Source organism: Shewanella algicola (assembly GCF_014648035.1).
Classification (GTDB): Bacteria; Pseudomonadota; Gammaproteobacteria; order Enterobacterales; family Shewanellaceae; genus Shewanella; species Shewanella algicola.
The window spans coordinates 1-15,284 of sequence record NZ_BMQI01000003.1; the positions used below are offsets into that span (position 1 = coordinate 1).

Annotated in this window: 11 protein-coding genes and 2 pseudogenes; 6 read left to right on the forward strand and 7 right to left on the reverse strand. The window is 42.2% G+C overall.

The window, feature by feature from the left end; genetic code table 11:
- Positions 1–365: 365 nt before the first annotated feature.
- A pseudogene (locus IEY42_RS02040) lies at positions 366–815 on the reverse strand (transposase); the annotation flags it as partial.
- A 541-nt stretch (positions 816–1,356) separates the two neighbouring features.
- Here IEY42_RS02040 and IEY42_RS02045 point away from each other — a divergent pair.
- A complete protein-coding gene (locus IEY42_RS02045; RefSeq protein ID WP_188923719.1) occupies positions 1,357–1,743 on the forward strand; it encodes a hypothetical protein in 387 nt (128 codons plus the stop codon).
- Between the two features lie 320 nt (positions 1,744–2,063).
- On the opposite strand, the pseudogene IEY42_RS02050 reads toward IEY42_RS02045, so the two are convergent.
- Positions 2,064–2,711: pseudogene (locus IEY42_RS02050) on the reverse strand (IS91 family transposase); the annotation flags it as partial.
- Between the two features lie 185 nt (positions 2,712–2,896).
- Here IEY42_RS02050 and IEY42_RS02055 point away from each other — a divergent pair.
- Both IEY42_RS02055 and IEY42_RS02060 read left to right on the forward strand, forming a co-directional pair.
- A complete protein-coding gene (locus IEY42_RS02055; RefSeq protein WP_229779875.1) occupies positions 2,897–3,778 on the forward strand; it encodes an HAD family hydrolase in 882 nt (293 codons plus the stop codon).
- Between the two features lie 253 nt (positions 3,779–4,031).
- Positions 4,032–6,008 carry a methyl-accepting chemotaxis protein gene (locus IEY42_RS02060; protein ID WP_188923720.1) on the forward strand — a complete coding sequence of 659 codons (1,977 nt, stop codon included), beginning with the start codon at positions 4,032–4,034 and terminating at the stop codon, positions 6,006–6,008.
- Positions 6,009–6,387: 379 nt separating this feature from the next.
- On the opposite strand, the gene IEY42_RS02065 is transcribed toward IEY42_RS02060, so the two are convergent.
- Both IEY42_RS02065 and IEY42_RS02070 read right to left on the reverse strand, forming a co-directional pair.
- Positions 6,388–6,588 (reverse strand): hypothetical protein, encoded by a 201-nt coding sequence (locus IEY42_RS02065; protein ID WP_188919877.1) that lies wholly within the window; start codon positions 6,586–6,588, stop codon positions 6,388–6,390.
- Positions 6,589–6,752: 164 nt separating this feature from the next.
- Positions 6,753–7,469: a glutathione S-transferase gene (locus IEY42_RS02070; protein WP_188923721.1), complete on the reverse strand. Its 717-nt coding sequence runs from the start codon at positions 7,467–7,469 to the stop codon at positions 6,753–6,755.
- Positions 7,470–7,724: 255 nt separating this feature from the next.
- On the opposite strand from IEY42_RS02070, the gene trhO reads away from it, so the two are divergent.
- The 3 genes from trhO to IEY42_RS02085 all read left to right on the forward strand — a co-directional run bounded on the left by trhO (position 7,725) and on the right by IEY42_RS02085 (position 11,238).
- Positions 7,725–8,732 (forward strand): oxygen-dependent tRNA uridine(34) hydroxylase TrhO, encoded by a 1,008-nt coding sequence (gene trhO / locus IEY42_RS02075; RefSeq protein WP_188923826.1) that lies wholly within the window; start codon positions 7,725–7,727, stop codon positions 8,730–8,732.
- A gap of 572 nt (positions 8,733–9,304) precedes the next feature.
- Positions 9,305–10,711, forward strand: coding sequence for a molecular chaperone (yegD, locus tag IEY42_RS02080; protein ID WP_188923722.1), 1,407 nt, complete (start codon positions 9,305–9,307; stop codon positions 10,709–10,711).
- Positions 10,712–10,725: 14 nt separating this feature from the next.
- Entirely contained in the window at positions 10,726–11,238 is a 513-nt protein-coding gene (locus IEY42_RS02085; protein WP_188923723.1) for a CreA family protein, read from the forward strand.
- A 70-nt stretch (positions 11,239–11,308) separates the two neighbouring features.
- Here IEY42_RS02085 and IEY42_RS02090 read toward each other — a convergent pair whose 3' ends face one another.
- From IEY42_RS02090 to pdsS, 3 genes are all read right to left on the reverse strand, one after another.
- The gene (locus IEY42_RS02090) at positions 11,309–11,734 is read right to left on the reverse strand and encodes a hypothetical protein (RefSeq protein WP_188923724.1); all 426 of its coding nucleotides are present in this window, start codon (positions 11,732–11,734) and stop codon (positions 11,309–11,311) included.
- Between the two features lie 30 nt (positions 11,735–11,764).
- On the reverse strand, positions 11,765–12,955 hold the full coding sequence (locus tag IEY42_RS02095) for a cystathionine beta-lyase (protein WP_188923725.1): 1,191 nt from the start codon (positions 12,953–12,955) through the stop codon (positions 11,765–11,767).
- 155 nt (positions 12,956–13,110) lie between these two features.
- Positions 13,111–15,282 carry a proteobacterial dedicated sortase system histidine kinase gene (gene pdsS / locus IEY42_RS02100; protein WP_188923827.1) on the reverse strand — a complete coding sequence of 724 codons (2,172 nt, stop codon included), beginning with the start codon at positions 15,280–15,282 and terminating at the stop codon, positions 13,111–13,113.
- Positions 15,283–15,284 lie beyond the last annotated feature (2 nt).

The following is a 15,284-nucleotide window of genomic DNA, read 5'->3' on the forward strand; positions in this document are numbered from 1 at the left end:
ATGTATGAGCGATTAAATGAGGAAAACTCTCTCAAAATATGATCGATATAAGGGATGGTTACACTTGGGTCTCACTTTACCCAAATTACTTAGTTATTATCCATACAATAAGGATAGGCCGCGCGAAGCCGCGTCCTTATCCCAAGTGTTGAACAAGCCCGAACATCGAGAGTGACTCTTTATTATGTAAATAACAGCTCGAGAATCCGCGCTGTTTGATGTAATCGTTATCGGGTAACTTTTCTGTAGTCAGCAAGCCTCCCTTAGCTTATTTGCTAATTATTTAACTCTCTTAATTTCAGTGCGTTAAATTAATCCTCCAGGGTATTCAGTTAAGCCATTATCCTTATTATTTTCCATTACTATTAGGTTGTGATCCGTAAATTTGTCGGTCGTGCCAATACGCCCATAAAGCGCATTGGTTGCTGACAGTAGGGGCAACTGCGAGTCGCTAATCTGCGCTTTATCTCAGGAATGATTGGAAACGCTGCCCCAGCAACCGCTAGCATAAGCTGTATTTGTAGCCTGAGCTTTATGGCGTTACCTCTGAGTAATCCATAGTCACGCACTCGCCTTAATCCCTTCGGTAATACGTGTTGCAGTATTAACCAGAGAAATTCTATGGCAGGTAATGTGCGTACTTTTGTCGACTTTGTTTGGCTGTCTTCATACTCGAAACTCACGTTGTCATCGACATGACTTTTGATGTTTTTGTCAGCCAGTACGCCGCGATAAAGATAGCGTGATAAATACTGCAACGCAGGCGAGCCTTTACCCACATGTTGACAGTCTACTACCCACTTTTTCTGTTGTGCAGGATTTCTTAGGTGACAGGTAACTCACTTATTTAACGCTAATGATTTGGCCATATCGATTGAAATTAAATAGTTGAGTACATCAAACATAACCCTCGCCAAAGCAATTAAAACGAGTTAAGTTACTTGTACAAATTATGGGTGGCTTTTTTCCCACTGTTACTTTCAACACTAATATTTGATGTATATAGATAGGGAAATAGTATGTCTAAAAAAAGTAAAATTATTCTTATGCCAGCTATCATTAGCGCCACTTTCGTATTGTCTTTCTGGATTTCATCGGTAAGAGAATCTCAAAGTATACTCGGTATGAGCTCAGACTTGGCCAGTGGTGTAACAATTGGGTTAGGAATTGGTCTAGCATTGGTTTTGCTGTCAACGCTCAACAAGTCTAACTCTTCGAATTAGATGCCATATAACAAAAAAATTAAGTTCGCCTGCTGCGCAGGCTGGGGCGCAAACATGTGGGCTGCTCACTTCGTTCGGGTTTTAGCCCACATGCCTGCGCCCCTTATTTAAAAGTTAGGTGCTAGGAGCTCACTTGAAAAAATCACTTTGTCTATTCGCTTGTCTTTTTTTGTTTACAGGCTGTACTATGTCGCCAGAGCCAAGTTTTATTTACTATCAAAGTTCTGTGCCTACATCATGCAATATAGTTGTTGGTTTGTCACAAGAAGACGGTCAGTTTGAGTACAAAGTTACAATAGATACTCGTACTGCTATGGGGCGCTTTGTAAAAACAGGTCAACAAATTACATTTTCAGGGTTATACGCTTCAAAATCGGTCGGGAATTCAAAAATAGAAGTCAGTGCTTTAATACATGGTGATGCTTTGGTCATCCAAAACTTTGGTAATAGTATGAATCCATTTACACTCTTTTCAGAATGCGATGATAAATACTTATCACTGGTTAAAGTGCGCACATAACAAATAAGAATAGGCCGCGCAAAGCCGCGTCCTTATCCCAAGTGTTGAACAAGCCCGAACAGCTGAGAGCGACTCTTTATTATGTAAATAACATCTCGAGAAAACGCGCTGTTTGATGTGATGGTTATTTGGCAACTTTTCTGTAGCCAGCAAGCGACCTTAGCCCCTTTGCTAATTGTTTAACTCTATTTATTTCTGTGCGTTAAATTAATCCTCCACGGTATTCACTTAAGCCATTATTCTTATTATCATTTTCAACATTAGGTTGAGGTCTTTACGTTCGTCGGTCGTGCCACTATGCCCATAAAGCGCATTGGTTGCTAACAACAAGGACAACTGCGCGTTGCTAACCTGCGCTTTATCTCGGGAATGATTGAAAAGGTTGCCCCAGCTACGGCCAGCATAAGCTGTATTTGTAGCCTGAGCTTTTTGGCGTTACCTCTGAGTAATCCATAGTCTCTTACTCGTCTTAATCCCTTCGGTAATACGTGTTGCAGTATTAACCAGAGAAATTCTATGACGGCTAGTGTACGAATTTTCTTCGATTTGGTTTGGCTGTCTTCATACTCGAAGCTCACCAGACCATCAACATGGCTTTTGATGTTTTTGTCGGGCAGTACGCCACGATAAAGATAGCGTGATAAATACTGCAACGCAGGCAAGCCTTTACCCACATGTTGACAGTCTACTACCCACTTTTTCAGTAGTGAGGTTGGCAGTGTGAGATTACGTTTTGTCAAATGTTCCAGCAAACGTGCGCGCCAGACATTGGCGAGGTTAAAGGCGTTAAACAGGTATTTGCCTTTGTTCTTTTTCTAGTGCTGTTGGCTCTTGTTAAAACTGCCCGCTGGAATAATAAAGTGAATATGCGGATGCAAATCACGCCGTCGGCTGTGGGTATGCAGTACGTCGGTAAAACCAATATCACCAGCAAGCTTCGGTGAGTTAAACGCAAAGTCTTTGAGCAGCATAACCTTGGCTTGCATCTTTAAGAGTGTTTAAAAGGACAAAAAACAGTTGGTTTTTACTTCTCGGTCGCTTATTTTAACCAACAATTTTGCGCCGCTTAGCGTGGTGCTGAGGCTGTAGAATTACTCCAAAGTTTAAAGTAGCGGATGATTTTTGTGTTTATACAGCCCGTAAGATCCATTTTATGATGGATTATTGCTTCAGATTTCACGTACAAACGCAATTTGAGGCTCAATTTATAATAAATTTTGAGGCTACTTTTTCTAAAATAGAAATTTTACAGGTTCGTTATGCATATTTTTCATTTTGGCTTAAATTGTATGTTCAGGTTCAGTGTTTCAGGGTAGAGGTAAAAATGAAACTAGATGCGGTGTTGTGGGACTATGACGGAACCCTTGTAAATTCAGTTCCTAAGAATATTGATATTACAAAAGCGATCTTATCTATTGTTGCCCCACATTTAACAGGAGACTTTTTGCCCAAATATTTGCGTGATGAAGAGTCATACCATCAAGCAAACCATGGTGCCAAAAATTGGCAAGAGCTTTACGTTGACTACTATGGGTTAACACATGAGCAAATGTTGATTGCTGGAGGTATGTGGGCGGAACACCAAGAGAAAAATACTACGGAAGTCATGCTATTTGAAGGCATCAAAGACGTAGTCACTAAATTTTCTCATCTTCCTCATGGTATTTGTTCGCAGAATTCGCAAAACAATATTCGCCGTTTTTTGGAGAGCAATTCGATAGCAGGACCATTCAAGGCTATTGTAGGGTATGACGATGTTTCAAGCGGTAACCAAAAACCTGATGCATTTGGTGGTCTTAAGTGCATTGATTCAATTTTCGGTCATACGAATAGTCAGTGTTTAATATATATCGGAGACCATGAAGCCGACGTTAAATTTGCGCGTAACCTGCAAGCGAAACTCGGTAGTAAAGCTCGGGTAATTGCTGTGGCAGCAGCTTACAGTCGTTCAGCACCAGAATCTTGGGAGTGCAAGCCGGACTATACTGCATACACTGTCGATGAGCTTTTTGGCATCATCGGAAAATACGCATAACAAATAAGGATAGGCCGCGCGAAGCCGCGTCCTATCCCAAGTGTTGAACAAGCCCGATACAAAACATGGCCACCCAGCCCAAATGTTAAACCCTAGTATCAACAGATCCATGTTTATTTAATTTCAGCAGATTTATTCATTTTTGTGATCAATATGATGCGACAAATAACAAATGCAATGAGTCATAACCACATTCTAAGCTTTAGTTGCTATTATTTATAACTCTGAATGACTCAATAAAAGGTGAAGTTCAATGCGCGTGAAAACAATCAAACAAAGATATAGCCTTGTGCTGGTGGCCTTTATTGTATTAATTAGTATCCTCACAACGATAGGCATACAACATTGGGTAAAACCTGCTCTACAAGCTGAAGAAGAAAAAAGCCTGAGTTTTGCGGTTAAAGATATTGCTACCGAAATTAAGCTAATTCTTGCTGCTGTTCAGTCTCAACAACGAGCGACTACTCAACTTATTCCAAACCTCGAAAGTACGCAAATTGATTCTTTATTACCTCATTTGGTAGACCAGTACGGTAATCAATTGGTATTTGGAGGTGGTATTTGGCCCATGCCAAACAAGAGGATTGTCGGTGTTGACCGAGCAAGTTCATTTTACCATAGAGACACAAGCGGTAAGTTAGTCGTAAACACTTATTGGAATAGTGATGAAGCACCTGACTATTTCACTCAAGCTTGGCATAAGGCTGGCCAGAACGCGCCTAAAGGTCAATGTGTCTGGGCTAATGCTTACAAAGATGGTGCCAGTATTGAGCCTCGTACAAACTGTGCAATGGGTATTTATGAAGGCACCTCTCTATATGGGGTCTCTACCGTTGATGTAACACTTGGATTTTTTAATGAACTAGTGGCAGATAAAGAGCGTGAGCTTAATGCAGAAATCTTGATTGTTGAAGCGGATGGGAAAATTCTAAGTACTAATAAAGTTCTCAACAATGAAAACGTTATTTTAACCGATCTATCTGATCAGTCTTACCCATTGGCTTTAGCGCTAAATAATGCTTTAAAAACTTCAGAGTTTAGGAAGGAGTTTGAGCAAAATGATGAAGAGCACATTCTTCTAGTTCAAGAGGTCGTCGGGACTCCTTGGTTAATCGCAGTCGCTAAACCAACAAGTTTACTTACTATGCAAACACAAGAGATCATGTCGACTCTGGCAGTGATTCAACTTCCAATGGTCGCTCTCTTATTAGGCGTGCTGCTTTATGCATTTACGAGTTTGGGTAATCGATTTAAGGCACTTAAGGAAAATGTAGATACGCTATCAGCGGGTGATGCAGATCTTAGTATTAGGCTACCGATTAAAGGAGAAGACGAGTTGGATGCTGTTTCTGAATCGATGAATAACTTTATCTCCTATTTACAAAATCTAATCACAAATGTCATTGAAGCCAACCTTGTTTGTAACCAACAGATTACCGCGATGACAGCTTTAACTGAAGAAACACTGATCATATTGGATCAACATGTTAAAGAAACAGACATGGTTGCTACTGCTGTTAACGAACTCAGTTCTTCAGCACAGGAAGTTGCTGGATATACTAATCAGAGCACAGAAATTACCAATTCAGCACAGCGCGAAGCTTTGAACTCGGGAGATTCTGCACGTAAAGCAACTATTAGTGTTGGTGAGCTAATGCAAAATGTTGAAATAACTTCTGCAAATGTTGGCAAGATGCAAGATAACGCATCTTCGATTGAGGGCGTATTGCAAGTGATACGTGGTATTGCCGAACAAACTAACTTACTTGCGCTAAATGCGGCCATTGAAGCCGCTCGAGCAGGTGAGTTGGGTCGTGGATTTGCTGTTGTTGCTGACGAAGTGCGTAATCTTGCCGCAAAAACTCAAGATAGTACCGCTGAAGTCGCACAGATGCTGGATAACTTAAAAAGTGGTGTTGAAACAACCGTTACCTCAATGTCAGAAACCCGAGAGCGATGCCAAATTACATCGGTATTGACGAATGATGTCACAGAGGGGATAGCGACTATGCAAAACGCTGTTTCAAAAGTGGATGATGTGAGTGTTCAAATTGCGACCGCGGCAAATGAACAAAGTCAGGTGGCGGAAGAGATCAACCGAAGCATGGAATCGATCAGAAGTATGCTTATGGATCTGCACGGCCACGGTAAAACATCAGGGGATCATGCAAAAGCTCTCCAGAACGCTAACCGAAGTTTACAAGATCTTGTCGACCAATTTAAAGTGTAGTGTCTGTAATAAGGCTGTTGGAGTAATTAAGCGAATAAGAGTCTGCAGTTATATTATTATGATTTTATCAGATGAATACTACTGCAGACCTTAAAGACAGCAACCCCGGCTAATAAACACTGCCGGGACGACAAGAAGGGTGTTAACTAACTTTATTAATAAAAAGATTCATTATCTGGTCTGTGCAAAACGCTACGACGTTTGTGGCAGTAAGTCATATGTACAAAAGTACAAACACCTGGATCCCGACTAAAAAGCACTGCCGGGACAACAAGAAGGTGGATAATAAGCTTTGTTCAGTAATGTATTAATGCGGATTGGTACAAGAAACAATCAGACGTTTATTGGCTGAACACCAAAGCAATACTTTAAAATAAATCTATTCGTAAAAATCGAGTGGGATGAGGTTTTGATAAACATAGTAACCAAGTGGGCCCATAAGTAGGCTTAACATGGACCACAGAAAACGTTGGGCATTTTTGATATGGGCTTTAGTGGTAAAAGCACGATAGCAAAAGTGGATGTGCAAGATCAGCAAGGCGATCAGCATAAAGACTAACGTAATATCCATATTGTTCATGTCATGTTCCTTTGCGTTCCAGCAATGACTTGGCTAAATGTAAAATTCTGCAGTAAAAAATTCGAAAATCCGCTTTCAACTCTGCAATTCATTCTTACATCGCTAATTTACTGCAAAATTAAACAGAATAATAGTCAGTAAATCATTAAATATTCATAATTTTTTTAATTTTTACACAAAGGTATGACTTTTACATTTTGTTGTTGCGATTGTTTGAGGAGCATCATGTTTTTTTCTGGTAACCATAATGCGTACTTATGCATGACGGCTTGAAATAACGCACTATTTACTAATGTTGTTAACCATTGACTCACTTTCGGATAAGGCAAGGTGTTAAACCATGTCGGTTCGACATTAGCAAATTGGCGGATAAACGGAAAAGTGGCAAAGTCAGCCAATGTTGGGCTATCTGCACATAAGTACGCTTGTTGAGCTAATTTATCTTCTAATACCTGCAAAAACACTTCTGCCTGTTGGCGATACCAGATTTGGCTGTGTTCAGGGAACCTGTCAGCGTATTTGTATTTATCTAGCCAGGGCTTAAAGTCATTGTCATTAGCATGTACCCAGGCCATTGTTTGTGGCTTTGGTATCTCATCAAGTAATGTTTGATAAGCCCCGGGCGTTAACCAGGGCGAGCTTGGGTCTGGGTGTTGAGTCAAGGAAAATTGCATTACTTCAATGCTTTCTGCAATCACCTGCTGCTCAGCGGTGATCAACACTGGCACAGTACCTTTTGCTGATACGGTAAGCATCTCTTGCGGTTTATTTTTGAGTTCAATTTCGCGCACGTTAGGGTTTAACTGGCTTAAATGTAACCCAATACGTGCTCGCATGGCATAAGGACAACGACGAAAAGTATACAAAATAGCTGAATTCATAAAGCAACTTTTTAAATAGTAATAACAGTGATAAATAATGAGCAATGTGGATTACCGTGACTAAAAGTGCGTTAACCACAACCACTTTAAAAACACAGTTTACGGCGGATTTCATGTCAAATCTAATTTTTGAGTGTGTTTTAAGTGTGACTTAGGTATACTTTCGGCCGTTTTTTAGAGTCTGCGCACGATGCGCGGGCTGTATTTGCACTGGAAATTAAGTTCCAGCCAGCGGAGTTATTATTGATGCAAGATATGATTAAAGACCAAGCCCAGCCTGAACAGGTAGTGGTGTGCGCGTTATACAAGTTTGTGGCATTACCTCATTTTGAAGCGATTCGTCAGCCATTATTAACGGTAATGGAACAGAACGAGATTAAAGGCACCTTATTGCTCGCACAAGAAGGTATCAATGGTACGGTGGCTGGCACTCAGAAAGGTATTGATACCTTATTGAGCTGGTTAGATACTCAACCAGGTTTAGATCACATTGTGACTAAAGTGTCATTCGATGCTGAAATGCCATTTTATCGCACCAAAGTGAAGCTTAAAAAAGAAATCGTTACCATGGGCGTTGAAGGCGTTAACCCGCGTGAAGTGGTTGGCACTTATGTTAAGCCTAAAGACTGGAATGCGCTTATTTCTGATCCCGATGTGATCTTGGTTGATACCCGTAATGATTACGAAGTGAAAATCGGTACCTTTAAAAATGCCGTTAACCCAGTGACAGAAACTTTTCGCGAGTTTCCTGAATATGTAAAACAGAATTTAGATCCTGCCAAACATAAAAAAGTGGCGATGTTTTGTACTGGCGGTATTCGCTGCGAAAAATCAACTGCATACTTAAAAGAACAAGGCTTTGATGAGGTGTATCACCTTGAAGGCGGCATTTTAAAGTATCTTGAAGAAGTAGACCAAGAGCAAAGCATGTGGGAAGGCGAGTGTTTTGTGTTTGATAATCGCGTGGCGGTTAATCACAGCCTAGAGAAAGGCCAATACGATCAATGTAACGCATGTCGTATGCCGATTACCGAAGAAGAGAAACTTTCTGAAGCCTATGTACAAGGTGTAAGTTGTCCGCATTGTGTTGATAAGATCCCTGCAGAGCAGCGCCAACGTTTTATTGAGCGTGAGCGCCAAGTGCAACTCGCTAAACAACGCGGTGAAGCGCATATCGGCAGCGATGTAAACCAAGTGATTGAAGCACGTCGTCAGCAAAAAGAAGCCCAGCGTAAAGCACAAGAGAAAGCGAATAACAAATAACGCCCAATAAGCCTTATTTAAAATGAGTCCAATCGGTAACGATTGGGCTTTTTTTTGATGTTATTGGTATTGCTTTGTCGTCGTTGAATGCCAACGACCAGAGATAACGAATGTAGTGCAGTATTGTAATACCAATTCCACTAATTATCTGGTCATTCAGCGGGAGTTCTGTGCCTTCTAGGCAAGTAATAGAATTGTAGGCATAGTTGCTCTCGGCAACTGCTCCTGCGTTGCTCTACCTCCTGCATCCATGCAGTCGTACGTCAAAATGCTATTAAGCAGCATAGAAGGTACAGAAACCCGCCTTGTAGGAGGCACTCAGACTGTCCATTTCTTTGTTGCATTGTCTTAGAAGGGAATAACCATTATTTCAACAATGCGCCTCAAACTGAACAATCTGAGTGACTCTGATTGGTCACATAATTAATGGAAATGGTATAAACACTTCATATTTAGAATTTATTTATAGTATTTGAGCAAAGAAAACATTAACCCCGTATAAATGGTTTAGCAAGCGCCATAAGTGTGCTATTTTGAGCGCTTTTTTCGATTAGACGACTGAAGGTAAGCCAATGTTTGTTGGATTTGATTATGGCAGTGCCAACTGTGCGATAGGGGTAATGATTGACGATGCGGTAACGTTACTACCACTATCCGCCGATTCTGATTTTATGCCTTCAACCTTATATGCTATGGACCGCGAGCTGATTGCTGAGGCGGTTTATCAAGGTTTATCTGAGCCTTTAAAAGCGGAATATTCTCACCTTCGTAGCTCGCAATTAATGCGTGCTAAGCAAATGCGCCATGAATTGGACTTAATGCCCAATGAACAAGCCGTGTTTGTGGGCCAGGCCGCCATTGATGCATACCTTGAAATGCCTGAAGAAGGATTTTATGTCCGTTCGCCAAAATCATTTTTAGGCGCTAATGGCCTGCGTCCAGATCAAATTGGTTTGTTTGAAGACATTGTCACCTTGATGATGCAACACGTGAAATCGCTAGCAGATAAAGCCTTACAGCAAAAGTCGTTGCCAGCGGCAACCCATGCTGTTATTGGTAGGCCGGTAAACTTTCAAGGCATAGGCGGCGAAGACAGTAACCAGCAAGCTGAAACCATTTTACGTCTTGCGGCATCACGTGCAGGGTTTACTGAAGTGACATTTTTGTTTGAGCCGCTAGCCGCAGGGATGGATTTTGAGTCAACCCTAGACAGTGATAACACCGTATTAGTGGTCGATGTTGGCGGTGGCACAACGGATTGCTCAGTAGTCACGATGGGTCCTTCGCACAGTAACAATATCGATCGCACTCAAGATTGTTTAGGCCACTCTGGCCAACGTATTGGCGGTAATGATTTAGATATCGCGCTGGCGATGACAGGCCTAATGCCGAGTTTTGGCGCAGATACCTTAATGACTAACGGCAAACCTATGCCAAGAGCGCCATTTTGGAATGCGGTGTCGGTGAACGACATTAGTGCCCAACGTGATTTTGTCAGTTTAGCGTCGCGTAAATTGGTTGAGTCGATGATAAAAGAGGCTGAACAACCACAACTGCTAAAACGCTTACAAACGGTACAAAAAAATCAACTGAGCTATCAAGTGGTACGCCAAGCTGAAGCGGCAAAAATCAGTTTGTCTGACGCAGATAGCACCCAGTGCTCGCTTGATTTTATTGAAAAAGATTTGTTTGTCACTCTCTCAGCAGATCAGTTTGAACAAGCCATTAGCGACCCATTAGCTAAAGTTGAAGCGCTAATGCAGCAAGCCATGAACACGGCGATGACACAGGCACAACAACAAGATTGCACTTTGCCAAGGAGTCCTGATATTGTTTATGTTACCGGTGGTACAGCGCGTAGCCCGGCGATATACCAAAAAATTGCCAGTGTCTATCCTGCCGCAAAAGTGGTGGTTGGTGATCACTTTGGTTCGGTAACGGCAGGATTAACCCGTTGTGCCCAATATGCATTTAACTAAATAGAGTCAATAATATGCACAGTCAATTAAGCTTTAAGTTTGCAAAGGATGCGTCTAAAACGGCATCACTGCTATTAGTCACATTGGTAGGCAGTGTCGTACTGAGTGGCTGTAGCGATGATGTGGGTAAAGTCAGCTTAGGGTTATTTACCACCAAAGATGTGATTATTGACGCTAAACACGATCCTAAAATACCAGGGGTGACTTGTCATATTAGCCGTATTGAGGCTAATTTAGACTTAGCCGACCCATCTGATATGAGCATCAGTTGCCGTCAAACTGGCCCAATAAGCCATGCTGAATTAGCCGATATTGATAAGTCGAAAAATGGTGAAGTGGTGTTTAAAGAGTCTTTGAGTATTTTATTTAAAAGCTTAAAAGTGCGCCGTATTTTTGATGCTGAAAATCAAACGTTATTGTATTTATCATACTCAACCAAAGAAACCAACGGCAGTCATAAACATGCGTTGTCTACCGTGCCGCTATACGGCACTGCAGCCTGGCAAAAGCCACTAACCACGCAGTAAACGCATAATAAAAAAGGCAAATAACCTGAGCTCAGGTTATTTGCCTTTTTTTATGATGACTTAGAAGATCTTATACCCGTGCCGCACGTTTTAATATCAATAACCACAATACTGGCAATAAGGTGATATAAAAAAACATCACTGTAGCGCCGATATCGCCGGACAATAAAGTGCTAAAAATAAACCTGACAATGCCCATCGGGTCCCACGGCATGTATTGCAGATTACCGTGTAAAAAAATGGTCGCTAAAACAACCACTGTCATTGCTAACCATTGTTTGCCTGGCTCATAGCTTTTAATCACAAATGCAGGAAAAAACGCCACCAAACCAATCCCGACAAAGTTTTGAGCTAAATGGGTAATTGTGGGGTAGCCGCTGATGTTAAACCACCAAAAAACATTGCCCGCAGCCGACTGTCCTATCGCTGCGATGCTTAACGCGAAATAAGCTATGCCTACGCATAAACTGAGTATCACTAATCTGATGAAGTTCATTTGTGTCCTTTTAAATGATTGAAAAAAAGCTTACTTGTTTAACACGGCATTGTAACGTTCAAAAGCCGCGTCAAGATCGGCAATTAAGTCATCGGTATCTTCTAATCCGATGTGCAATCTAATCAGCGGTTTACTGCTATCCCATTGGGTTGCTGTACGGATATTACTAATGCCAAATACGCCTAAAATCAAGCTTTCAAAACCGCCCCATGAAAAACCCATTTTAAAGTGGGCCATGTTTTCAACAAATGCGGTAACAGAGGCTAAGTCACCTTGCTTTAATACAAATGAAAACAGGCCATTACCGCTGCTAAAGTCACGCTTAAAGAACTCATGGCCTGGGCAGGTTTCAAAGGCTGGGTGACGCACATGGTCGACTTCTGGTCGACTTGCTAACCAGTTAGCCACTTTGAGGGCATTTTTATTGTGCTGCGCCATGCGTACACCTAAGGTGCGCAAGCCGCGGGCAGCTAAATACACGTCGTCTGGTGAGGTGGTTTGCCCCATTAAATAACTGTTTTCACGCAGTTGATCCCAGCAATTTTCATTAGCGGTTGCAGTGCCCATCATGACATCAGAATGGCCGACAATATACTTGGTCGCGGCTTGAATCGATACATCAACCCCCATATCAAATGGGCGCGAGTTAATCGGTGATGCCCAGGTATTATCGAGCATGACAATCATGTCGTGCTCGTGAGCGATACGGCTTAATGTCGGTACATCTTGCACTTCCATAGTGATAGAACCTGGTGATTCTAAAAACAACACCTTGGTGTTAGGGCGAATAAGCTCTCGAATGCCTTCACCGATCATTGGGTCATAATAAGTGGTTTCGATACCAAATCCAGCGAGCATTTTATTGCATAAATCGCGTGTCGGTTCATAGGCGGTATCGACCATGAGCAAATGGTCGCCACTTTTTAAGAATGACAATAATGCGCTACTAATTGCGCCAGCCCCTGATGGGTATAATGCAGTGCCTACGCCACCTTCAAGTTCGCTAATGGCTTGTTGAAATGAAAAGTGGGTTGGCGTGCCACGGCGGCCATAAAACATTTCGCCATTGGTTTTATTTTTTATCGCAAAACGCATCTCATCCATGGTGTCAAATACCACGGTTGAGGCTCTAAATACGGGTGGGTTAATAATACCTTTGGTGAATTTTTTCTCACGACCGACACTGACTATTTGTGTGGCTAATTTATCGTCTTTACTCATGTTAATCTTTCCTGTTGGGGCAGTGTTCATAGTATTAATATAAGCGGTGCTAAGGCTCTAACAATATGACGAAATGCGCTGCAATAAGTGATGTAATCGTTGTGCCATCCTAGCACCAAGTCGTTTAAATAAAAGCGCCTAATTGACAAGCTTGACTATTTTTCATCAATTAGCGGTAAGTTCAGGCAGATTTCAACGCCGCTGATGTTGTTTTCGGTGATGTTACTGGCTTTAATGCTGCCGTGATGAAAGTCTGTGACTAAGCGGGCAATGTATAACCCTAGGCCCAAATGGGGTTTACCATTAACACCTTGTGGACGAATAGACACCATAGACTCAAAAATTTGGCTGTTCATGTCTTTTGGCAATAATGGCCCAATATTGCTGACTTTGAGTATTGCTTGCTTGTTAAACTGAATGAGGCTGACGGTAACAGCTGCGCCGTTTTCACTGAATTCGATAGCGTTATTAATCAGCTTATCCATTAATTGAGCGATGTATTCAGGTACGCCCTGGCATTGCATGGCTTTGTCTTCTATATGCACGTTAAAGGTCTGTTCGGGGAAGGTAATTTGATAACCTTGCATGCAACCACTAATCACTTTTTTAAGCGAAAAACGACAACTTTCTGCCTGGGTTAAACTGGCTTCTAATCGTGTCGCTTCACTTAAATTGTTTAAGATTAAATGCAGACGATTGACCCCTTCCTGGGCGCGATTAACGTATTTTTGCGATTGGTCGTCAAGTTGCTGCAACCCTAAATGTTCAAGGGAGCTGCGCACCACAGCGACAGGTGTGCGTAACTCGTGTGACAAGCGGGAAGACATGTTTTCAAGATAATGGGTGTATTGACCTAGGCGACTGACAATACTTGAAAAGCTGCGTGACAAATCGCCAATTTCATCACGGTTTTTAGACGCCACAATTTGCTGGCGTACACGCCCCTGACTATCGATGGCCAATTCGGCTTGGTCGCGCAAACTGCGTATACGGCTTGAAATACTCGATGCAAAAATAAACAGTGCCAGCGTGCCCATGCTCATAATGGTCAAAATAACGTTGAACAGCTTTTCCAGTGCACGGTTACGCAAACTACGAATACCGTGAGTGGTTTCTTCGGCAATGACAACGCCCATCACTTTATCGTCAATCCAAATGGGGCTGGCTGCGGCTAATACTACTGCTTTATTATCTGGGGTTAAGCGCCAGGTTGAACCTTGTTTACCGCTTAAGGCTTTTTCAATGTGGCTACCGGTCAGCTCGGTTGAGTCTTGTAATGAGTCGATAAAATCTTGCGGTGGCCGAGTGAGTATTTTGTAGTACAAAGGCAATATGTAGTTTTGCTTAATACCTTGCCAAAATGAACTGGCTTGGCTGGTGGTTAAATCGTCAGCCCAGGTGTTTGATGAGCTGCGAATATCGCCCGATTTTGCTAATACGCGGCCATGATTATCGACCACCCAAATACGCGAGCTGTTGTGGCTCATGCCTTTAATAATGCTTTCGATTTCTGGCGAGGGCACTAATACCGTACCTAAACTGGCAACGGAGTCGGTGGCAGAAGTGCCAATCACATTAACCAGTTGACGATTATTGGTATCGTTAACGTTATGAATGGCAAAGCCCAATTTACTGCCCACCATGGTGAGTGGCAGTCTGAATTCTATATTGTAACCCTGGTCTGTTTTGAGCCACTGTCCCTGAATCCGCGACTCAGGTTCGACAGGCGTTGATTGAGTGGGATCGCCGGGTAGTTCAAAGGCACTGAGCCAACCGCTTTTGGTATTAGCAATAATATAACGCCTAAATTGACCGTCTGGCGCTTGGGTGGCCATCACCAAATGATCGTTTCTGTCGACCCGTAAACTTTTACGACTACGAAACACCACTTCAGGGTCTTTTACCTGGAAGTAACCATACAAATAACCACCGTATTTCCCCACCATGTGGGTAAAGCTGATATTGATAGGTTCGGCTTCATTACGTTGATAAATCAGGTGGTTATCAGCGTAATTTAATGTGCGATGTTGGTATAAATGCCAATCTGCTAATTTGCCGTCTAACTGAATAGGGCCTGCAATGGGGTAGGCGTATAAGTCGCGGCCTTTTTCAACTTGATTTAAAAAACTGGCTTGATTATCGAACAGTTTTGGCCGCTCATGTAAGGCGGTTGCGAGTGCTTGGGTCGTGCCCTCAAGGGTTTTTTCTTGGCCATGACGCAGGTACTTTTCCATTTCCCACACATATTCGTACCCAAGCCAGGGCAGGCAGAGTAAAAATAATGACAAGATAACAACTTTGGCCCGCAGCCCTAAAGGTAAATACATCA

Excerpts from the sequence above, each read along its gene's own strand:
- IEY42_RS02060 (WP_188923720.1), top strand. The coding sequence starts at position 4,032 with ATGCGCGTGAAAACAATCAAACAAAGATATAGCCTTGTGCTGGTGGCC.
- IEY42_RS02055 (WP_229779875.1), top strand. The coding sequence starts at position 2,897 with ATGATGGATTATTGCTTCAGATTTCACGTACAAACGCAATTTGAGGCT.
- IEY42_RS02090 (WP_188923724.1), bottom strand. The coding sequence starts at position 11,734 with ATGAACTTCATCAGATTAGTGATACTCAGTTTATGCGTAGGCATAGCT.
- IEY42_RS02085 (WP_188923723.1), top strand. The coding sequence starts at position 10,726 with ATGCACAGTCAATTAAGCTTTAAGTTTGCAAAGGATGCGTCTAAAACG.
- IEY42_RS02095 (WP_188923725.1), bottom strand. The coding sequence starts at position 12,955 with ATGAGTAAAGACGATAAATTAGCCACACAAATAGTCAGTGTCGGTCGT.
- IEY42_RS02065 (WP_188919877.1), bottom strand. The coding sequence starts at position 6,588 with ATGAACAATATGGATATTACGTTAGTCTTTATGCTGATCGCCTTGCTG.
- pdsS (WP_188923827.1), bottom strand. The coding sequence starts at position 15,282 with ATGTATTTACCTTTAGGGCTGCGGGCCAAAGTTGTTATCTTGTCATTA.
- IEY42_RS02070 (WP_188923721.1), bottom strand. The coding sequence starts at position 7,469 with ATGAATTCAGCTATTTTGTATACTTTTCGTCGTTGTCCTTATGCCATG.
- trhO (WP_188923826.1), top strand. The coding sequence starts at position 7,725 with ATGATTAAAGACCAAGCCCAGCCTGAACAGGTAGTGGTGTGCGCGTTA.
- yegD (WP_188923722.1), top strand. The coding sequence starts at position 9,305 with ATGTTTGTTGGATTTGATTATGGCAGTGCCAACTGTGCGATAGGGGTA.